Raw genomic sequence first — 20,002 nt, forward strand, 5'->3', positions numbered from 1 at the left:
ACGCGGCACGCGCCGTAGGGCGTACGCGGTGCAGGCTTGGCCGGCACGGGCGGCGGGCCGTACGCGGCGCGAGGCCGACCCCGCACCCGGGGCGCGTCGTGCGCGCCCCGGCCCGCCCCGGGGGCGCGCCGTACGCGTGCGGGTCGGCGGCGCGAGCGGTGGCGCCCGGGGCGGAAGCCCGAGGGCCGGGGCGGAAGCCCGAGGGCCGGGGCGGTCAGTCACGGGGGCGGCGGGAGCGGGGTGGGGTGTGGAGCCGGACCGTCAGCGCGGTGGCCGTGACGGCGCAGGCCAGGGCCGCCGCCAGCGCGGGGACGTGTCCGGTCGGAGGAGCGGCGCCCGGCTCGGGGCCGGGGCCGGTCAGGGCGACGCCGAGCCCGCCCGCCACCGTGACCACCGTCTTGGTGACCCCGGACGCCGCGCCCGCGTGGCGGGGAGGGACCGCCGCCTGGGTCGCGGTCAGTGTCAGCGCGCCGGCCAGCCCCAGGGCCGCGCCGGCGGCCGTGGTGGCGCACAGGTACAGCGGGAGGGAGCCGGCGGCGGCCACCCCGCCGAGCGCCACGGCCCCGGCGGCCAGGCACCCCGCCATGACAGGCACCGCGCGCGGCACGCCCACCCGGCCCGCCACCACGCCCGCGACCGCCATCGCCGTCGCGGGCGCGAGGAACGCCAGCCCCGAGGCCCCCGCCGCCAGCCCCCACCGGCCCTGCAACGCCTGCGGCACGACGAACAGGAACACGACCGTGGCCGCGTTGGCCACGGCTCCGGACGCGGTGAGCACGACGTACCGGCCATCGCGCGTCAACGCCGGGTCCACCAGCGGGGCCGCCGCCCGTCGGCGCCGGCGCGCGAAGAGCGCCAGCGCCGCCCCGCAGGCGGCCAGTGTCGCCGCGCTCGCGCCCGAGGCCCACCCCCAGACACGCACCCGGTCGGCGAACAGTCCGAGTGCGGCGAGCGCGACCGTGGCCGCCGCCAGGCCCGGCCAGTCCCACCGTTCCCGTACGCCGCGCCCGCCGCTGACACCCCGGCCGCCGCGTACGCCCCGCCCGCCGCCTGCCGTGCGTACGGCCGCCTCCCGCACTACGCGCCCATCCCCCGCATCGCCCGTATCACCCGTATCGCCCGCCCGCCGCGCGTCGCGTGCCGCCCACAGGGCGAGCGCCGCGCACGCCGTGAGGGGCACGCTGAGCCAGAAGACGGCTCGCCATGACAGGGCCTGCGTCAGGACGCCCCCGACGAAGGGGCCGCACGCGGTGGCCACCCCGCCCAGCCCGAAGGCCCAGCCGGTCGCGCGCCCGCGCAGTGCGGGCGGGTAGACGCTGGTCAGCAGGGCGAGCCCGCACGGCATGAGACAGGCGGCGCCCACGCCCTGCGCCACCCGGGCCGCCACCAGGGTCGGCAGCCCCGTCGCCACCGCGCACCCGACCGAGGCCGCACCGAACAACGCCAGCCCGCACAGCACCATCCGCCGCAACCCCCACAGGTCCCCCAACCGCCCCGCGCCGACCATCAGCGAGCCAGCCGCCAGCAGATAGCCGCTCACCACCCACCGCGCCCCGGCCACCCCGCCGCCCCCGCCCGCCTCGGGCCGGCCTCCGGACACACCGCCCGGTACGTCCGTACGCGTCGGGTCGGGCACGAGGTCGGCGGCGATCCGGGGCAGGGCCGTGTTCAGCGCGAACGCGTCGAGCTGGACGCAGAACACCGCGAGCGCCACCGCCACCAGCACCCACCCGCGCGCCCGACGCGCGGACGCCTCCCGCCCCGTCCCCGCTGCGGCCCCGGCACTCCTCGCGCCCCGTCGCCACCCCACCGCCATCACGTCGCCCCTTCCGGTGCGCCATCCGCACCCGCACCCGCCTCCCCGCGCGCGGACGCGCGCGGGGGCACCGCTTCAGGGGGGAGGTGTGCGCCGGAATCGCGGCACCGGGGGCCGCGACGTACGCGAGAGGTGAGAGCCGGGAAAGCCGCCCGGATGAGGGGCGGGGGCGCCTGCTCGGCACGCGGCGGGAGCCCTCGTCGGCGAGGGCTACGCCCGACATACGACCGGGGCGCGGGGACGGGGCACGGGGGCGGTGGCTGGTCAGCCGGGAGCCCCGCCGCGACGACCCCGCCGGGGACCGCTCCCCGCGAGCCTACCCCGGCGCCCCCGGGAGCGGCGGTACACCTACGCCCCCGGAGCCACACCGCCGGCGCCCGCCCGCCTCTCGGGGCCGCCCCCGACACCGACCCAGATGCCCCCGACGGGGACGCCGACCCCTACGCCGGCGCCCGCACAGGCATGCCCCCGGGGGGCTGGCCCCGGCACCGGTCTCCGCACCCGCACGAGCCCCGCCCCCGACGCGGGCACAGTCACCGTCCCCAGCCCCACCGCCCCCGGCACCGCGCCAGCGGGCCAGCGGGCCCCGCCCCGGTGGGGCGCGGCCCCGCGCAGGGTCCCGGGCACTGCGCCCGGCTCAGCCCGCCCCCCTCAGCGGCCAGGTGGAAGCGGCCCCGGGAGTGCCCGGCTCGGGACGCATGACTCGGGGCACACGGCTCGGGCGCACGGCTCGGCGGTGGCGCGCGGGCGCCCCCGCTCCGTGGCGTGGCGGCGCCCCGGGGGCGTGACACCATCGGCAGCGTGATCGACCTCGGCTACTCCCTCTCCCCCCGCTTCCCCGACCCGCCGCAGACGGACTACCGGGGCGCGGACGTGTACGCGCTGCGGCACGACCTGTTCTGCGGCGACGTGTACCTGGCCGACACCGAGGCCGACCGCGAGGTGTCCACAGCCTGGGGATGGGTGCCGGTCCTCGACTTCGCGTGGGCGCTGTGCGACATCGTGGAGCAGCTCGACCGCGACCCGCGCGGCAGCCGGTCCGCGCGGCAGATCCACGCCGAACTGGACTTCACCGAGTCCAGCGACCGCATGCTCTTCGAGCGCCGCTTCGGCTGGGTGGACGTCACCGCCGACTGGGTGCCGCTTGAGGAGCCCCCGCTGACGTTCAACCACGGCGCGCTGCGGCGCGAGGCCCGCGACTTCCTCCACGACGTGGTCGCCGACCTCACCGACATGCACGAGGGCCTGGCCGACAACCCCGTCGTCTGGGACGTCCAGAGCCGCTTCCCCCGCGTCTGACCTCCCCCGCGTACGCCCCGCGCGGGCCTCCGCGCCACCAGGGCCGCTCCATGTCGCGCCCTCGCCCCGTCGTGGGAAGCGCCCGGGCCACCTCGTACGCGGACGACCTCCGCACGCTCGCCCTCGCGACGGCGTTCACCCCGGCCGCCGGGGCACGCCGCTGGCCCGGCGCCCGCCGCGTGCCGGGCCAGCTCCTCCGGGGCCGGCCTCACCCCGTCGGTTCGCCGCCCGGGCCCGCCTCCACGCGGACGCCGAGCTGGGAGGCGAAGGCGGGGGCCAGGTCGAGGAGTTGGGCGGGGCTGATGACCGCGCCGGACAGCGCGTCCAGGCCACGGGCGATGTCGAGCTCGGTCACGCCGCGCAGGTCCACGTCCTTCATGCGGGCCGCGCTGAAGTCCGCCCGGCGCAGGACACAGCCCACGAAGGAGACCCGCTCCAGGCTCGCGTCGCCGAAGTCCGCCTCGATCAGCACGCACCCCTCGAACGTGACGTCCCGCAGTCTGGCCCGGCGCAGGTTCAGGTAGTCGATCTTGCCGCCACGGACCAGGACGCGCTCCCACGAGCCACCGTGCGCCTGCGTGCCGCCCAGTCGGGCGTCGGTCAGCTCCACGTCGCGCAGCGAGGCCGAGGACAGGTCCGTGCCCACGCCCCGCACCTCGGCGATGGCGCTGTCGACGAACCGGGCGCCCGCGAGGACCGTCCCGCCGAGCGCGCAGCGCCGTATCCCGCAGTCCAGGAACCGCGCGCCGCGCGCCACCTGGCCGCTCAGGTCGAGGTCGGCGAGGTCCAGCCCGTCGTAGTCGCCCTCGGTCTCCAGCTCGCCGTCCGCGTACGCCGTCAGGGCCGGCAGCGACACCGTCGGGCGGCGCGGTGCCCGCGCCCCGCCGTCCGCCGCCCGCCGACTCCCCGCGCCCGTGCCACCGGTGCGCCCTCGCACTCGCTCCGCCACGTGTCCCGCCCTCCGCCGTTCCCGTCCCGCCGCCCGATCACGCCCCTGCCCTCCCATCGTGCACCCGGGGTCTGACAACGACCGGCCCGCGCGCCCCGCCCCCGGCCCGCACGCCGCGCCCGCCCGCCCCGACCCCCCGCCCGGTGCGGCGCGGTCCGGCCGACCGGTCGGAGCGCCGCCTGGCCGGACCTCCGGTGGGGCGGGTGGGTGAACGGGGTCGCACGGGGCTTGACTTGAACAATAGTTGAAGTTGGACGCTTGTCGCACGACGTGGCCCCGCGGGGCCCCAACCGATGGAGATCGCCATGCACGCCGTTCGTCTGCACGCCTTCGGACCGGCCGAGAACCTCACGTACGAGCGGGTCGCGGACCCCGAGCCGGGGCCGGGGCAGGTGCGGATCAAGGTGGCGGCGGCGGGGGTGCACGTCATCGACACCACGTTCCGCTCTGGCGACCCCGACACGCCGTACCCGCTCCCCGAGTTGCCGACGATCCCCGGTCGCGAGGTGGCGGGCACCGTCGACGGGCTCGGCGAGGGCGTCGACGCCTCCTGGCTCGGCCGTCGCGTGGTGGCGCACCTGGGCATGGTGCCCGGCGGGTACGCCGAACTCGCCGTGGTCGCCGCCGAGAAGCTGCACGCGCTCCCCGACGACCTGCCCTTCGACCAGGCCGTCGCCATGATCGGCACCGGTCGCACCACGGTGGGCATCCTGCTGTTCGCCGAACTCACCGCGGACGACGTGGTGTTCGTGACGGCCGCCGCCGGCGGTATCGGTTCGCTGCTGGTGCGGTACGCCAAGCACGTGGGGGCCACGGTGGTGGGCCTGGCGGGCGGGCCGGCCAAGGTCGAGCGGGTCACCGCGCTGGGCGCGGACGTGGCCCTGGACTACACCGCCGCCGGCTGGGCCGACCAGGCGCGGGCCGCCCTCGGTGGCCGCGCGGCCACCGTCGTCTTCGACGCCGTGGGCGGCGAACTCGCCCTGCCCGCCGTGGACCTGCTCGGCCCCGGCGGGCGGCACCTCGTGTACGGCTGGGCCGACGGCCCGCTCGACCTGGGCGAGGCGGAGCTGGAGCGGCGCGGCATCACCTCGCGGCAGGTCATCGGCAAGCCGCTGTTCGACCGGATCGGCGGCCCGGCGGGGATGCGCGGGCTGGAGGAGGACTCCATGAAGCTGGCCGCCACGGGCGTCCTGGTGTCGCCCACGCACCCGTTCCCGCTCGCGGAGGCGGCGGCGGCCCACCACGCGGTCGAGACCCGCGCCACGATGGGCAAGGTCGTCCTCATCCCCTGACGTGGCATGTCACCCCCGCCCCGTCCCTGTCTCCCCCGGCCCCACCCCGGACGTGGTCTCCGCTCGCGGGCGGGGGCGAGGCTGGCCGAAGTGGTCACGGCGCGCCCCCTACGCGCGGGCGGGCGCGCATCGACCGGCCCCGAGTGGTCGCGGCGCGACACCCGCTACGCGCGGGCGGGCGCGCGAGGGCGGCCGGGGGCGGGGCGGCCAGGCCCGGCCGCCGCGCCGCCCGCTCCCCGCCGTCCTCCCTCACCGTGCGAGGCTCAGCTCACGCGCGCAGTTGTTCAGGCGCCGGCCGCCGGTGTCCGTGCGCGTCGCGATGGACTCGACGCGAACGCCGAACCGGCCGCGCAGGCAGCCGCCCGGCCCGATCGAGAAGCACCTGCCCGCCACCAGCGGCAGGTGCTCGCCCCCACCAGGTACGGCGGGTCGTGGGTGGTGACGCCGATGCCGTGGCCGGTGCGGTGGATGCCGTACTCGCCGTAGCCCGCCTCGGTGATGACACGGCGGGCCACCCGGTCGATGTCCTGGCGGCCGACCCCGGGGCGGAGCGCCGCGAACGCCGCCTGCCGCGCCTCGCGGACCACGTCGCGCACCGTGTACTCCTCGGGCATCGGCTCGCCCACGTGCACGGTGCGGGTGGTGTCGGAGCCGTAGCCGTCCAGCCGGCCGCCGAGGTCCGGGACGACCATGTCGCCGTCCTCGATGACGCGCTCGCCCGGCTCGTGGCGCGGGCCGCCCCGGCTCGTGGTGCGCGCTCGCCCGGCTCGGGCCGGAGCCGACGACGGTGAAGTCCGCCTGGCTGTGGCCGTGTTCGCGCAGCGGCGCGGCCAGGTCGGCGGCGACGTCGCGCTCGCGCCGCCCGGCGAAGCGCGCCGCGTGGATCTCCTCGTACGTGGCGGCGGCGCGTGACGGCGGATCAGGACGGCCCGCCTCGCGTGCGGGCGCGCGCGGGAAGCCGGGGATCGACGTAGGGGCGGGAGGGGGGTCGGGGCATCCGTCCCCGCACGCACGCGCGCGTGCGAAAGCGCCCGCCCGCGCCGAGGACCCACGGCGGCCACCCGAGGCGTACGGCACCCGCCCGGGAGCACGGCACCCGTCCGACGCGGCCGGCACACGTCGCGCGGCCAGTCCCTGGCTCGCTCGGGGCGGGCCGGGGCGCGCGGTCGCTCCGGTCACCCGAAACGGCCGGCCAGGCCAAGGGGCCGGCCAGCCCAGACGACGGGCCGGATGGCCGGCCAGACCGGGCGGCCGGTCAGGCCGGGCGACGGGTCACTCGGGGAAGCCGCGCCCGATCCGTACGGCCGCGTCCACCAGTTCGCTCACGTGCATCCGGCCGGCGCTGCTCGGCATGCGGTTGCCGGGCCAGTACGCGGAGAGCGCGGCCACCACCCGGCCGCCCGGCCCGTACACCGGCGCCGCCACCTCGGCGCCCTCGCGCTTGCGGACGTCGATGCTCTGCGCCCAGCCCTGCCGGCGCACGCTGGAGAGGGAGGCGGCGGTGAACCGCGAGCCGCGCAGCATCTCGTGCAGCACCTCGGGCTCCTCCCAGGCGAGCAGCACCTGCGAGGTGGGCCCGGCGTTCATCGGGAAGGCCGCGCCGACGGGCACCGAGTCGTAGTGGCCCGACGCGTCGTAGGAGGGCGCCGGGGCGGCGGCCACGCAGATGCGCAGGTTGCCACGGCGACGGTAGAGGCGGGCGTTGGCACCGGTCACGTCACGCAGTTCGGCCAGGACCGGGTTGGCCACCGTCAGCAGCCGGTCCTGGCACGCCTGTACGGCCATCAACCCCAGTCGCGGCCCCAGGATGAACCGCCCGTGCTTGTCTCGGGCCAGCAGCCGCAGTCGCTCCAGCGCGAGCACCAGCCGGTGGGCCGTCGGACGCTTGAGACCGGTGTCGGCCACCAGCCTCGTTAACGAGGCGGGGCCGGCTTCCAGCACCCCCAGCAGGAGGGAGGCCTTGTCGAGGACGCCCACCCCGCTGAGCGTCTGCTCAGGGGCCAGCGCCTTCTCGGGACTAGTCATCGTCATGCGTGTGTCTCCTCATCGGACCGGCCCCGCGGTGTGCCAGGACCGTCCACAACCACGGCTTCGTTGCGGATGTCGAGCGATAACGGGCGGAGGTTCGACAGGGCTGGGGGGAGACTGCCGACCCTCTGCCACCGCTGGCGCTCCGGGAGGAGTGGCCACCGGTGGGATTCATCATCCTTAGTTGGCGCGGATTCCAATTCCCACGGACATGTCTAGCCGCCCGGAGAGAACACCCGCAATGACCACTACAGGAAGCTGCCAGCCACGCCAGGCACCCAGCAATAGTTTGTCTTTCGCGTATTCGACGCGCACTCAACCCGAACGGGGGTTCCCCGCAACCGGCCCCCGCCCCCGTCCCACAACGCCCCTTCCCCCCGTCCACCGCCGCCTCCTCCCGCGCGCGAGCCCCGCCACTCCGTACGCCGGCCACCAGGCCACCCCGTACGGCAGCGCGCACGCCCTCCCGTACGGCACCTCGCGCGCCCCTCTCCCCGACGGGGCGTACGCCGGGGCGCGCCCTTGTCCAGCGGGTCGACGTGGCGCCGTACCAGCCGAGCCGGCGGCCCCGTGGCGGTGGCCGCCCGGCGCCCCGGGTGGCCACCTCCGCTTCGGTGGGGGGCGCGCCCGCGCGGGGTGCCCCGTTCAGTGCGCCTCCGGCGTCGGGGTCAGGGCCGGTGCCGGGGCCGTGACGGGGACCGCCGTAGGCGCCGGCAGCAGGCCCAGCTCGGCGGCCCGGACGCCCGCCTGGAACCGCGAGTCGGCGCCGAGCAGGGACATCATCTCCGCGACGTACCGCCGATACGTCCGCACCGAGACCGACAGTTCGCGCGCGGCCACCTCGTCCGTGACGCCCAGCCGCAACCACTCCAGGATCTGCCGGAGCATCTCCTTGCGGCTCCGGTCGCCGGCGTCCAACCGCTCTCCGGCGGCCAGTGACTTGCGCCAGATGCCGGTGAACAACGTCCGCATCGCCTCGATCACGCCCGGGTCCCGGATGGTCGAGGCCCGACGGCCGACCGCCGCGTCCGCGCAGACCAGGGCCGCGCGGCCGTCGACCACGACGGCCGCCAGCAGCGGGATGCGGGCCACCCGGACCTCCAGCGGCACCGGCCCGCCGCAGTGCCGCTGCACGAACTGCCGGTCCAGCGCGCCCGGCGCGCACAGCAGCCGCGCCCGCACCCCGCGCCGCCCGCCGCCCGGCCCGCGCCCGCCACTTCCCGCGCCGTCCGCGCCCCAGACGGGGCCGGCGTGCGGCGGGGCGCCGGCACCCCGCCCGACGTCGGCGTTCAGCGAAGCGCGAGAACCGGCCACACCCGCCGAAGCGGAAGCCGGCCCCTCCGTATCGGCGTCGCCCGTCCCGCGCGCCTCGTCCGCGTCGGCGGGCCGGCCGGTTTGGCCCTGCGCCGCCAACCAGTCGCCCAGCGCGGAGTAGAGCACCTGCGCGTGACCCGAGTCGCCCGCCAGCACGACGTCCACGCTCTCGCGCGCCTGGCCGAACAGTTCCCTGGCCGTCGCCAGGATCTCGTTTTCCTGACTGCCGACCGTGGCCACCCACGCATTGCGGGCCTGCCGGTCCCGGTGCTTCACCACCGTGGATTCCACGAGCGCGCGGACCGCGAGCAGTTCCTGCGCTATGTCGTCCTCGGCCGTCGGATTTCCCGCGCCGGACGCGGCGTGTACGAATTCCCTCAACTCATTCACCCCCGTGAATTTTTCCCCCGTGGTTTCCGCCGCCACGAAAGGCCGGTGGCCTTTCGCGGCGGGGAGTTGGCCGCCGCGCGGCCGGACGGATCCGACCGGCGCGACGTCCCTTACCGTCGGCGACGGCCGGCGCCCGGTGTTCGCGGGTTCTCCCCGCGCCCGTCCGGCCCTCTCCACGGCTTTGGCCCGGCCCCGCTCACGCCGGGCCGAGCAGCCCGAGTTCGTAGGCCCGGACCCCCGCCTGGAAGCGGGAGTTGGCGCCCACGTCACGCATGATGGCGGCGACGTGGCGGCGGTAGGTGCGCAGCGACACCTGGATCTCGCGGGCCGCCACGTCGTCGGTGCGACCGGCGCGCAGCCGGTCCAGGATCCTGCGTACGGAGTCGGTGCGCAGCCGGTCGGCCAGCCGCAGGTGCTCGGCCATCGGCATCGCGGTGCGCCAGGCGGCGGCGAACATCAGGTCCAGGACGCGGACCGACGCCGGGTCCTCGATCACCGAGGCGTAACGCCCCGGCTGGCCGGGCCCGGCGTGGACGAAGGCCGTCTGGCCGTCCACGATCACCCCGCCCTGGAGGTCACCGGTCTCCACCCGCACCTCGTGGCCGGCCAGGCCGCGCCGCACCGCGGTGGCGATACCCGGCGCCTCCAGCGCGTCCGCCGCGCACAGGATGCGCACGGCCACGCCGCGCCCCGCCACCGCGTGGAGCTGGTCCAGCAGCGGCGCGAGCGGCTGCGCCTGGTCGGGGCAGCCGGAGACGATGACGCTCACGCTGTGCCGGGCCCGCGCGACCAGTTGGTGCACGGTGCGCCGGGCGGCGGGCCCGTCGTCGGCGACCGCCACGGAGGCGGGCTGCTCGCCGCACCGCCGGTGCAGCGTGACCGCCGACTCGATCAGCTCGCACACCTGCCGCAGCGCGTGCTCCACCGCGTCCGGGCCACCCGCGCCCTCGCGCTCGCCACGCGGGGCCCAGCGGTCGGCGCCACGGCCCGGGCCGGCCACCGCGTGGTCAACCACCACGCGGTCGGTGACCGCGCGGTCGGTCGGCGGGCCGTCGGCCCACCCCAGGCCCCGGTCCAGGTGCTCGCGCGGCCCCTGGGCCGGCCGCTGCCGCCCGCCCGTCGGGTGCGCGTAGGCCAGGCCGGCGGCCTCGTACGGATCGCGCGGGCCGCCCCCCGCGGCGGTCCGCGCGCCCGGGGCCCAGCCCCGTCCCCCGTCCAGGTGGGCGCGCTCGCTTTCCCTTACGGATCGCGCGGCGGTGACCGTCGCGGAATCCGGTCCCGAATTCACCACCGGCTGTCGCGGGGAATACCCGCCGGCCGTCGGCCGGATATCCGACGGCATATCCGTGTAGTCGGCCCGGCCCGCGTCCGGGAGTATGTTCTCGCACGCGGTTGGAGCGGCGTTCAGCACCGCGCGCGAACTTGTCAGGGGCGCCCGAACCGCACTTCCGAGCGTGCCCCTTTGCGGGTGCGCGGCGGCGGTGGGACGCGGGTGGGTGGATGGGCCCGGAGTTGGTGGGGCCAGTGAAGTCGTCTGTGGGCTCGTATCCGTGCTCTGTGACATCGTCGCCAGTTCTGCCATGACTCCCCCATGCGATGCGCGGCGCGGCGTTCCCTGTACGGAGCGAAAACGCTTCGAACACACAGGTGGATCGAATCAGTCGCGATACCCGTGAGATTCCGGATGACTGAAAATGCGATGACGGGTCAACCTTCTCGCCCGACGCCGCGTCCACCTGTGCGCCACTCGTTCTTCACCCATGAACTTCGCTCATGAGCCGGCGTGCTTTTCGTGGCTGGAATGACCCATCCACTGGGCCGCGAGATTAGTTCGCTGGCCGCGACCCAGTCAACGCACGCCAATGCGCAAAGAAAAGGCAAAGACACCGTTGTGTACCGGGTCCGTTACGGGGCTGCCCCGACGACGCAACGCGCCTGACAGCAAACTGCCGGCGCCGTCCGAAACGTGCGCCCCGCGACGCCCCACCCCCCACACGACGCACACGAGCCGCTACGTCGCGCGAACCGTCGCCCCCCGCCTGTCCGCTTGTGGACAGCGCCGCCGCCGGATTGGCAAGTGTGTGTCAGTTACGGAATCCCTCCCCACCTCCGGCCGACCCCGGCCCTCCGCCGGTGGCGCAAACTCACCCCTCCCACCACGCTCCACCCCGTTTCCGCCTCCCGTCCCACCCCGTTCCGAACCCACCCGCGAGCCCGGAACCCCACCACGCCGGCCGCTCCCCACCCCGCCTGAGCCCCCGCGTACCGAGCCGATCCAACCGCCAGACCCGGACCGGCCCGACCACGGGCCCCGCCCCACGCCCGGTCCAGCCTCGCGCCGAGCCCGACCCCACGCCGGGGCCGACCTCGCGCCGGGGACCACTCCACGTACGGGGTCGAGTCGGGGTCCGGCCCGCCCCACCCCAGGTGAGTCCGCGCGAGCCCGGGGGCGCAAGCTGGGAGCCTGGCCGGATCCGTGGTCGGGCCCGCCCCGGCCCGCGTCCGACCGCAGCCCCCGACCCGGCCCCGACCCGGCCAGGGGTCCCGCACCGCGACCCCTGGCCGGGGTGCCGCGCCCACCGCGTAGGAGACCGCTCGTGCCCGACCCCCGCCACCCGACGACGGGCGGCCCCGACCCGGACCCCCGCCCCGCCAAGGCCGGCCCGAGCCCCGGGGGCCCCCACTCCAGCGACCCCCGCCCGGGGGACCCGCATCCCGGGGACCCGCACCCCGCCACGCCGGACCCGCGCCCCGCACACCCGGCCGACCCGGGCGCGGACCCCGCGCACCCCACCCCGCGCACCCCGGACGCACACCCGCGTCCCACGCCGCCGCCAGCCGCCCCGGCCGGCTCCCCCGCCACGTCAGCGGAGAGGCCACCGAGCCCCCCGCACGGGGCCCAGGCGGCCGAGTCGGCCCCGCTCCCCCCGTTCCTCGGCCGGCCGAAGACGGGCACCCGCTGGGAGGTGGTCGCGGTGGTCGCCGCCGGCGGGGCGCTCGGGGCCAGCGCCCGTTACGGGGCCGGGCTGCTGTGGCCCACCGCGCCGCACGCCTTCCCGTGGACGACGCTGTGCGTCAACGTCGTCGGCTGCGCGCTCATCGGCGTCTTCCTCGTCGTCCTCCAGGAGGCGTGGCACGCACCGCCGCTCGTCCGACCCTTCGTGGCCACCGGCGTACTCGGCGGGTTCACCACGTTCTCGACGTACGCCGTGGACGTGGAACGCCTCACGCACGACGGGCGGATCGCCACCGCCGTCAGCTATCTGGCGCTCACCCCGCTGGCGGCGCTGGCGGCGGTCTGGGGCGCGGTGGCCGTCACCGACCGGGCACTGGCGGGACGGCGGGCCCGGGCATGACATGGCTGCTGGTCATCATCGGCGCGGCGGTGGGCGCCCCGCTGCGCTACCTGACCGACCAACAGGTGCGCGCCCGCTACCGCACGGCCATCCCCTGGGGAACGTTCCTGGTCAACGTCGTCGGAAGCCTGGTGCTCGGGCTCGTCACGGGTGCCGTCGTCGCGGGCGCCGCCGGCTCGCGCTGGCAGGCGCTGCTCGGTACGGGGCTGTGCGGGGCGCTCACCACGTACTCCACGTTCTCGTACGAGACCCTGCGGCTCACCGAGACCCACCACCGGGGCTTCGCCGCCGCCAACGTCGCCGCCACCCTGCTGGCCGGCCTCGGCGCGGCGTTCGCGGGCGCGGCCCTGGCCCGCGCCCTCTGGGGCTGACGCGCCCCGCGCACGCCGGCCCGGAGCGGGCCCACTCCCGCCCCGGGCCCGCAGCCGCCACCCAGCACCCACCACCACCCGAGGCGGCCCCACCACGCGCCCGTAACCCCCCGCGCGCCCCGAACCAGGCCCGGCGACGCGTCCGGCACCCACCCGAACCAGGCCCGGCGAGGAGCACCACCCCGCGCCCCGAACCAGGCCCGACGAGCCAGGCCCCCGCACGCGGCCCGAACCGGGTGAACGGCTCCGCCCCGCACCGTGAACCAGTCAGACCAGCCCCCCCCGCGCACCACCGCGCACGCTCCGCGCCCTCAGCCGCCGGGCCGCGCCTCCGTCCGCCGGGTGAGAGGCGCGAGGACGCGCCACTGGTCCAGTGGGAGTTCGGGCGTGCTCGCCGGCAGGGCCTGGAGGCAGACGTGGTCGGCGCCCGCCGCCAGGTGGGCGCCCACCCGCTCCGCGGCCACGTCCTCGCCGATCGCCACCAACGCGTCCACCAACCGGTCACTGCCGCCGTCGGCGAAGTCCGCCTCCGTGAAGCCGAGCCGCCGCCAACTGGCCCGGTAGGGCGCGGCCGGCAGATAGCCCGCGACGTGCTGGCGCGCCCTGTCCCGCGCCACGTCGGCGGGCAGCCCCACCACCACGGCCTGCTCCACGACCAGCGCGGGCCCGGGGCCGAGCACCGCGCGGGCCCGCGCCGTGTGCTCGGGCGTGACCAGGTAGGAGAACGCGCCGGCCGACCGGTCCCGGGCCAACTCCACAGCTCGCGGGCCGAGCGCGGCGAGCAGCCGGGGAGCGCGCGGCGCCTCGGCCGCGAAACCGTCGTCGAGCCCGGCCAGCGCGAGCACCGGGTCCACCTCGTCGAGGCGGTCGAGATGCTCGCGCAGGGCCGTCAGAGGCCGCTCGTACCGCAGGCCGAGGACGCCTTCGACCAGCCGCGCGTGCGAGGTGCCGAGCCCGAGCACGAAGCGGCCCGGGTGGGCGTCGAGCAGCGCGCGGGCCTGCGCCCGGACCGTACGCGGATGGCGCCCCCAGATCACCGCGATGCCCGTCCCCACCACGAGCGAGCGGGTGGCCCCCAGCAACGTGGCCACCTCCATGAACGGATCGCGGACCAGCCCCTCGCTGAGCCAGAGGGCGCCGTAACCCAGCTCCTCGATCTCGACCGCGGCCTCGGCGGACGCGGCCGGCGGACGCAGGTCCACGCCCGGCACCCACAGGCCCACGGCCCCCAGCGGCGGGAGGGCCGCGAGACCCGCCGAGGCGGGCGGGGCGGAGCCGGACGAGGCGGGTGAGCCGGACAGGGCGGCCGCCCCGGGCGAGTCGGGTGAGCCAGCCGAGGCGGGTGCCCCGGGCAGCGGGCCGGCCGGGGGCGGTGCGGCCGGCGGGGTGGGCGTGGTGGACGGGGGCGGCACGGTCGGCTTCATGGACGATCTCCCCAGTAGAATCCGGAGTGGCGCTCCACATCGTACCGGAGCGCCACTCCGGTACGACGAAGGGGAAGCGATGGGAGAGAGCGGCATGCCGAGCGACGCGCCGAACGGCACACCCCGCCGCAAGGACGCACGACGCAACCGGGCGCGACTGGTCGAGGCGGCGGCGGCACTCTTCGACGAGGTCGGGACGGAGGCGGCGGCGATGAACGACATCGCCCGCCGCGCCGGCGTCGGACCGGGCACGCTGTGGCGCCACTTCCCCGACAAGGAGGCGCTGACGGCCGAGGTGGTCGGCCAGAGCCTGGACGACCTGGCGAACCTGGCCACCGAACTCCTCGCCACCGCGCCCCCACCCACCACTCCAGGCGCGCCCGCACCCCCCGCCGCGCCGGCCACGGACGCGCTCGCGCGGTGGGTCACCGCGCTGGTACGCCACATCACCCGCTACCGCGGGCTCGCCACCAGCTACGCCCGCGCCTCCCACACGGCCGACGGCCCGCTCGGCGCGCGCTGCCACGCCGTCGAACGGGCCGCCGCCGAACTGCTGGACCACGCGCGCCGGCACGGCCAGGCGCGGGCCGACCTGACCGCGTCCGAACTCATCCGCCTGGCCACGGCCGTCGCCTGGGTGAACGAAACCACCGGCACCCCGGACACCACACCCCGCCTCCTCAACCTTCTCTTCGACGGCATCCGCCCACGCTGACCCCGCCACCCACCGCCACCCACCGCCGCACCCCGCAGCACCACCCGTCACCCACCACCACGCCCCGGCGGAGCCGCCGGCCACCCACCACCGCCCCGGCGGAACCACCCGCCACGAACCGCCCCAGCCGGCCCGCCCCGCGAGACCACCCGGCACCAGCACACCCCCGGCGACCCGCCAGCCCAGCGCGATCACCCCGCGGCCCGCTCCGCCCGGCGCTCCGTGGCCCACCGCGCGAAGCCGTCACCCCGTGGGTCGGCCGCCCCGCGAGGCCGCGCTCACCGGGGCGCGGCGGTGCCGCCTTGGACGAAGTCCGCGAGCGGGAAGGCCGACGCGTGGGCCGCCGGCCGCGAGACGTACAACTGCGCGTGGTAGTAGCCCTCGTCCTCCTTGCCGCGCGGATCGGCGCCGGCCGCCACCACCCCGGCGATCGCGTGCCGCCGCTCGGCCACGTCGGCGAACCGGCGCTGCACGAAGGTGCGTTCGGGGCCGGCCGTCTCCGTGATGAGGCCGAGCTTGCGCAGCGCCTCCGCGACCGGCGCGTACGACACTCCCCGCAGGACGAACGCCGCCACCCACAGCGGCCTCTCCGTCGCCTCGGCCAGCCGGGAGACCGTGCGGCTGGTGATGTAGCCGATGCCCCCGGTGACCGTGATGAGCCCGGCAGGCGCCACCGCCCGGCGCAGCGCCGGCCCCGGCGCGGAGCGCTCCAGGTCCTCGCCGAACGCCTCGTCGAGGAGCCCCACGGAGCGCGCGTACCCCACGGCCCGGCCCGCCGCGTCGAGCCCGACCGCCCGGGCGGCCTCCGGCAGCCGCCGCTCGGCGAAGAACTCCCGGTCCTCGGCGACGAGTTGGGAGGAGCTCAGGCGCGCGATCCGTGGGTCGGTGTACCGCTCGTACAGCTCGTCCAGCGTCACCTTGTGGTTGAGCAGCGCCGCGTTGATGCCGTACGAGCAGCACAGGTCCACCACGGTCGGCGGGCGCTCGGCGGGCTGGGACGTGGCCGCGTCGGCCAGGCGGCGCGCGGCCAGGAGTTGCTGAAAGACCTCTTGCGCGTGCTGGGGGATCTGGTAAGCCAGAGGCCGCAGGGTACGGAAGTACCCGCGGGGATCGGGCAGGTTGTAGATCTCATCGAAGCGGGCCTTTCCACGCAGCCCGTCGTCCGAATCCACACGCGCACCGGTCATGACACCTCGTCTCTCGCCAAGGCGGGCGTCTCCCACCCCTTTCATGGCTAGTGCCTGGGGGCGGAACGAGGGAACAGCGCCGTACGGATTCCGGCCAGGCGTGGCCGTCATTCGGACGAGGTGCGCATAACGCCGGAGGCATGTGCCCTGCGCGTCTCGGCCACCGCCACCACGCGCCACCGCCACCGTGTGCCACCAGCACCGATACCGATGGCCCCGACAGGCGTCCGACACGGCCCACACGGACGGCCCCCCTCCGTCGCCGGGCCACCGCCCAACCCACCCGGAAACGACGGGACTTCGCCCCCGGGCGCCCCGGACCGGCGATCGCCACGACGCACGGAACGCCTATGTATCAAAGGGTTTCAACCGATAAGGTGAGGGATTTCCGAGGCGCGACGGGGATTCTCCCTTGGCGCCGAGGCGAGCCCGAGCGTCCCGCGCGAGCCGACCGAGCCCCGCGCGCACCCGGCCCACCCCGGACCACCCCCGCCTCAGGCCGCCCGCAGGCCGCCCACCGAGCGCCCGCGCCCGCCCCGCGCCGGGACCAGGACACGCGCCGGCCCACGGCTCCGAGGTCGGCGGCGGTGCGCCCCACCCACGCGGCTCACCCCACTTCCGCGCCGCAGCCCATCCACCGCGGTCCGGCCCACCGACGCGGTCCGGCCCACCGAGCGGTACGGCCCACCGACGCGGTTCAGTCCACCACCGCGGCCACGGACTCGATCTCCACGAGCTGGTCGTCGTACCCGAGCACGGTGACGCCCATGAGCGTGCTCGGCACGTCGTGCGCGCCGAACCCGTCCCTGACCACCTCCCAGGCGGCCACCAGATCCGCCTGACGCCCCGAGGCCACCAGGACGCGGGTGCTGATCACGTCCGTCAGCTCCGCCCCCGCGTCCGCGAGCGCGGTCCGCAGGTTCTCCAGCGCGACGGCCGCCTGCCCCGCGTAGTCGCCCACGGCCGCCGTACTCCCGTCCGCGCGCAGCGGGCAGGCCCCGGCCAGGAAGATCAGCCGCGCCTCGACCGGGGCCGTGGCGGCGTACGCGTACTCGGCGACGTCGGACAGCGACGCGGAACGGATGAGCGTGACGGCACGGGCCACGGCGTACTCCTCGTGGGGCGACGGTGGGGCGGGCGAACCGGTCGCCCGACCGCGTGCGCGTCGCCGGCCCACGGTGCGGGCGTACGCCGGCGACCGCACGACACCCGCCCGGGGCGCCGGCCGCGAACGAGGCGGCCACCGGTGAGCGGAAGGGGCACCGGTGGGACGGCCGGGATCAGCGACCCGCGCGGCCCGAAGGGGCGGCGGACGGACGAACACCGCCACCCTGCCACGCCCGGCGAGCCCCGAGCCACCGTGTTTCCCCCCGCCCCCGACAGCACGCCAGCCCACCCCGCCGCCACCCCACGCCCCGTGGCCGAGCCGGGTCGAGCGCCGGGACGAGGACCGGGACCGACGCGCACGCCGAGGCCGCCACCCGCACGCACACCCACCCCGAGGCCGGGCCCACCCCGAGGCCAGGTCGACGCGCACGCCCACGCCGGACACAGGCGCACGCCCGCCCCCACCCCGCCACGGCCACCCACACCGAGGCCGATCCGGGGGCGTACGCCGGGGCGCGGCAGGGGCCGAGGCCCAGGCCGGCGGGCGTCGGCTCAGGTGCGGGGCGGGCCGCCCAGGACCGCGCCGGCCACCGCCCTGACGTGTGCGCGGAACCACCGGTGCGCGTGGTCGGCGGAGTTGCGCGGGTGCCAGGCCATGCCGATCTCCACCGGCGGCAGGCCCAGCGGCAGCGCGAACGTGCGCAGCCCCAGGGCGGCCATGGCCTCGGGCAGCCACTCGGCGACCGTGAGCGAGACCAGGTCGCCGCCGCTGGCCAGCATCAGGGCGCTGGTGTAGCTGGGCACCACGACGGCCACCCGCCGGCGCAGGCCCAGCCGGGCGAGTTCGGCGTCGATCGGGCCGTGTCGCTTGCCGAGCCGGGAGACCCCGATGTGGTCGGCCTCGGCGAAGCTCCGCGCGTCGATCGGACCGTCGAACAGCCGGTGGCCGGCCCGCGCGACGCCCAGCATCGGCAGCCGGGCCAGCGTGTGGGACCGGGTCTCCGGATCGAGGTGTCCGAGCACGCCCAACTCCAGATCGGCCTGGCCCTGCCGCAGCGCGGGCCCGCCCTCCAACGCCTCCGCCAGGAACACGACGTCCACCAGCGGCGCCTCGGCACGCACCCGTTCCAGCAGCGGTCCCGCCAGCCCGGTCAGCAACAGGTCGCCGGCCTGGACGGTGAACGTACGTCGCAGCCCCGCCACGTCGAACGCCGCCGACGGTCGGAACAGCGCGTCCGAGCGCCGCACCAGCGCACTCACCTCCTCGCGCAGCTCCAGCGCGCGCGGGGTGGGCACCAGCTCCTGCCCGGCCCGTACCAGCAGCGGATCGCCGGCCGCCCGGCGCAGCTTGGCGAGCATGCGGCTGGCCGCGGCGGGCGAGGTGCCCAACCGCTCGGCGGCCCGGGTCACGCTGTTCTCCTGGAGCAGCGCGTCCAGCGCCCGCAGCAGGTTCAGGTCCACCACGTACGTACCGCCCGTCCCGGGTTATTCCGCTGAGCGCAACAATGCCGTGCTCATCTTTGCATTGCCCGCGACGGGGCCGGCTGTCGAGAGTGGAGGGGCCCGCACGAGAGCGGGACATCCACCCACCGGGAGAACACCGTGCAGCAGTCCGTCCGCGCCCAGTCGGCCGGCGACGTCCTGGCCGTGGTCAGCCAGAGCGGCCCCACCGTCTCGTTCTACGACGCCGCCACCGACCGGCACCTGGACACCGTCGAGGTCCTCGCCGAGCCCCACGAGCTGTGCTTCGACCCCACCCAGCGCCTCCTGTGGTGCACGACCACCTACCGCTCGGGCTACTACCACGCCAACAGCGGCCGACGGAGCGAGCTGACCGTCATCGACGCCGACACCCACGCCGTCGTCGAGGTCATCGACCTCGCCCCCGAGCACGGCCCGCACGGCCTGGCGCTCGACACCGTGCGCGGCCGGCTCTACGTCAGCGTCGAGGGGTCGGCCGACCGCCCCGGCGGCGTCGTGGTCATCGACACCGCCACGCGCCGCCCCGTCGGACGCATCGACACCGACGCGCCCGGCCCGCACTGGTTCGTCATCGATCCCACGGGCACCGTGGGATGCGCCAGCAACAAGGAGGCGCCCTTCGTCTCCCTCGTGGACCTCGACAGCGGCACCCTCACCGCGAAGGTCGAGGTCCCCGGCAGCGAGGGCCTGTCCTTCGCCGCCGACGGCTCCAAGCTGTTCGTCGCCGCCCCCTACGCCTCGTTCAGCGGCGGCCAAGGCAGCACCGGTACACGCCCGACCCCCGGCGTCCGCGTCGTCGACCCGCGTACCGCCACCGTGACCGACACCCTCCCCACCGACCACGTCATGCTCCCCGTGCACGCCACCACCAGCGGGAAACTGCTGGTCGGCGAGGTCCGTATGGAGCACGACCCGGCCTCCACCCTCGGTCGGCACGCGCCCGGACGACTCACGGTCTTCGCGACCGACGACCACCGCCGGCTCGGAAGCGTCGAGGTCGGCCAGGCGCCCCTGACCATCACCTCGTCACCCGACGGCCGCCTCGGCTACGTCGCCTGCGCCGCGTCCTCCACCGTGGCGGTGATCGACCTGGAGACCCTGGCCCCCCTGGCCCAACTGACCGTCCCCCGGCGCGGCGAACCCGGCGCGCACGGCCTGGCCTACATCCCGCGTACCGCCTGACCCCGCCCGCCACGGGCGCGCACGGAGACCACCACGGCCCTCCCCCGCGCGCCCCACCACCCCGCCCCCGCCTCCCTGCCACCGCGGTTG

General features: G+C 76.6%; 15 protein-coding genes and 1 pseudogene. 6 read left to right on the forward strand and 10 right to left on the reverse strand.

What is annotated here, in order from left to right:
- Nucleotides 1-214: 214 nt before the first annotated feature.
- On the reverse strand, nucleotides 215-1,720 hold the full coding sequence (locus tag ACFVFR_RS25935; RefSeq protein WP_383705854.1) for an MFS transporter: 1,506 nt from the start codon (nucleotides 1,718-1,720) through the stop codon (nucleotides 215-217).
- A gap of 897 nt (nucleotides 1,721-2,617) precedes the next feature.
- Here ACFVFR_RS25935 and ACFVFR_RS25940 point away from each other — a divergent pair.
- Nucleotides 2,618-3,115 (forward strand): hypothetical protein, encoded by a 498-nt coding sequence (locus ACFVFR_RS25940; protein ID WP_383705856.1) that lies wholly within the window; start codon nucleotides 2,618-2,620, stop codon nucleotides 3,113-3,115.
- Nucleotides 3,116-3,323: 208 nt separating this feature from the next.
- Here the strand turns inward: ACFVFR_RS25940 and ACFVFR_RS25945 are convergent, their stop codons facing one another.
- Nucleotides 3,324-4,064 carry a pentapeptide repeat-containing protein gene (locus ACFVFR_RS25945; RefSeq protein ID WP_383705858.1) on the reverse strand — a complete coding sequence of 247 codons (741 nt, stop codon included), beginning with the start codon at nucleotides 4,062-4,064 and terminating at the stop codon, nucleotides 3,324-3,326.
- A 305-nt stretch (nucleotides 4,065-4,369) separates the two neighbouring features.
- Between ACFVFR_RS25945 and ACFVFR_RS25950 the strand changes: the two genes are divergently transcribed.
- Nucleotides 4,370-5,356, forward strand: coding sequence for a zinc-binding dehydrogenase (locus ACFVFR_RS25950; RefSeq protein WP_383705860.1), 987 nt, complete (start codon nucleotides 4,370-4,372; stop codon nucleotides 5,354-5,356).
- Nucleotides 5,357-5,605: 249 nt separating this feature from the next.
- Here ACFVFR_RS25950 and ACFVFR_RS25955 read toward each other — a convergent pair.
- The 4 genes and pseudogenes from ACFVFR_RS25955 to ACFVFR_RS25970 all read right to left on the reverse strand — a co-directional run.
- Nucleotides 5,606-6,262, reverse strand: a pseudogene (locus tag ACFVFR_RS25955) (M24 family metallopeptidase); the annotation flags it as partial.
- Nucleotides 6,263-6,628: 366 nt separating this feature from the next.
- Nucleotides 6,629-7,387 (reverse strand): IclR family transcriptional regulator, encoded by a 759-nt coding sequence (locus ACFVFR_RS25960; RefSeq protein ID WP_383705862.1) that lies wholly within the window; start codon nucleotides 7,385-7,387, stop codon nucleotides 6,629-6,631.
- 642 nt (nucleotides 7,388-8,029) lie between these two features.
- On the reverse strand, nucleotides 8,030-9,088 hold the full coding sequence (locus ACFVFR_RS25965; RefSeq protein WP_383705864.1) for a response regulator transcription factor: 1,059 nt from the start codon (nucleotides 9,086-9,088) through the stop codon (nucleotides 8,030-8,032).
- Nucleotides 9,089-9,284: 196 nt separating this feature from the next.
- Complete coding sequence (locus tag ACFVFR_RS25970) at nucleotides 9,285-10,376, reverse strand: hypothetical protein (protein WP_383705866.1); 1,092 nt, start codon at nucleotides 10,374-10,376, stop codon at nucleotides 9,285-9,287.
- A gap of 1,678 nt (nucleotides 10,377-12,054) precedes the next feature.
- Here ACFVFR_RS25970 and crcB (ACFVFR_RS25975) point away from each other — a divergent pair.
- Both crcB (ACFVFR_RS25975) and crcB (ACFVFR_RS25980) read left to right on the forward strand, forming a co-directional pair.
- Nucleotides 12,055-12,444 carry a fluoride efflux transporter CrcB gene (gene crcB, locus ACFVFR_RS25975; protein ID WP_383705941.1) on the forward strand — a complete coding sequence of 130 codons (390 nt, stop codon included), beginning with the start codon at nucleotides 12,055-12,057 and terminating at the stop codon, nucleotides 12,442-12,444.
- On the forward strand, nucleotides 12,441-12,815 hold the full coding sequence (gene crcB, locus ACFVFR_RS25980; RefSeq protein WP_383705868.1) for a fluoride efflux transporter CrcB: 375 nt from the start codon (nucleotides 12,441-12,443) through the stop codon (nucleotides 12,813-12,815). Before crcB (ACFVFR_RS25975) ends, crcB (ACFVFR_RS25980) begins: the two co-directional genes overlap by 4 nt.
- A 311-nt stretch (nucleotides 12,816-13,126) precedes the next feature.
- Here crcB (ACFVFR_RS25980) and ACFVFR_RS25985 read toward each other — a convergent pair whose 3' ends face one another.
- Nucleotides 13,127-14,239, reverse strand: coding sequence for a TIGR03620 family F420-dependent LLM class oxidoreductase (locus ACFVFR_RS25985; RefSeq protein WP_383705870.1), 1,113 nt, complete (start codon nucleotides 14,237-14,239; stop codon nucleotides 13,127-13,129).
- A 79-nt stretch (nucleotides 14,240-14,318) separates the two neighbouring features.
- Between ACFVFR_RS25985 and ACFVFR_RS25990 the strand changes: the two genes are divergently transcribed.
- Nucleotides 14,319-14,954 carry a TetR/AcrR family transcriptional regulator gene (locus ACFVFR_RS25990; protein ID WP_383705872.1) on the forward strand — a complete coding sequence of 212 codons (636 nt, stop codon included), beginning with the start codon at nucleotides 14,319-14,321 and terminating at the stop codon, nucleotides 14,952-14,954.
- Between the two features lie 278 nt (nucleotides 14,955-15,232).
- Here ACFVFR_RS25990 and ACFVFR_RS25995 read toward each other — a convergent pair whose 3' ends face one another.
- From ACFVFR_RS25995 to ACFVFR_RS26005, 3 genes are all read right to left on the reverse strand, one after another.
- The gene (locus ACFVFR_RS25995; protein ID WP_383705874.1) at nucleotides 15,233-16,141 is read right to left on the reverse strand and encodes a hypothetical protein; all 909 of its coding nucleotides are present in this window, start codon (nucleotides 16,139-16,141) and stop codon (nucleotides 15,233-15,235) included.
- Between the two features lie 697 nt (nucleotides 16,142-16,838).
- Complete coding sequence (locus tag ACFVFR_RS26000; protein ID WP_383705876.1) at nucleotides 16,839-17,246, reverse strand: RidA family protein; 408 nt, start codon at nucleotides 17,244-17,246, stop codon at nucleotides 16,839-16,841.
- Between the two features lie 554 nt (nucleotides 17,247-17,800).
- Nucleotides 17,801-18,709, reverse strand: a complete 909-nt coding sequence (locus ACFVFR_RS26005; RefSeq protein WP_383705943.1) for a LysR family transcriptional regulator — start codon at nucleotides 18,707-18,709, stop codon at nucleotides 17,801-17,803.
- A 141-nt stretch (nucleotides 18,710-18,850) separates the two neighbouring features.
- Between ACFVFR_RS26005 and ACFVFR_RS26010 the strand changes: the two genes are divergently transcribed.
- Nucleotides 18,851-19,912: a YncE family protein gene (locus ACFVFR_RS26010; protein ID WP_383705878.1), complete on the forward strand. Its 1,062-nt coding sequence runs from the start codon at nucleotides 18,851-18,853 to the stop codon at nucleotides 19,910-19,912.
- Nucleotides 19,913-20,002 lie beyond the last annotated feature (90 nt).

The organism is Streptomyces sp. NPDC057702, from assembly GCF_042799315.1.
Classification (GTDB): Bacteria; Actinomycetota; Actinomycetes; order Streptomycetales; family Streptomycetaceae; genus Streptomyces.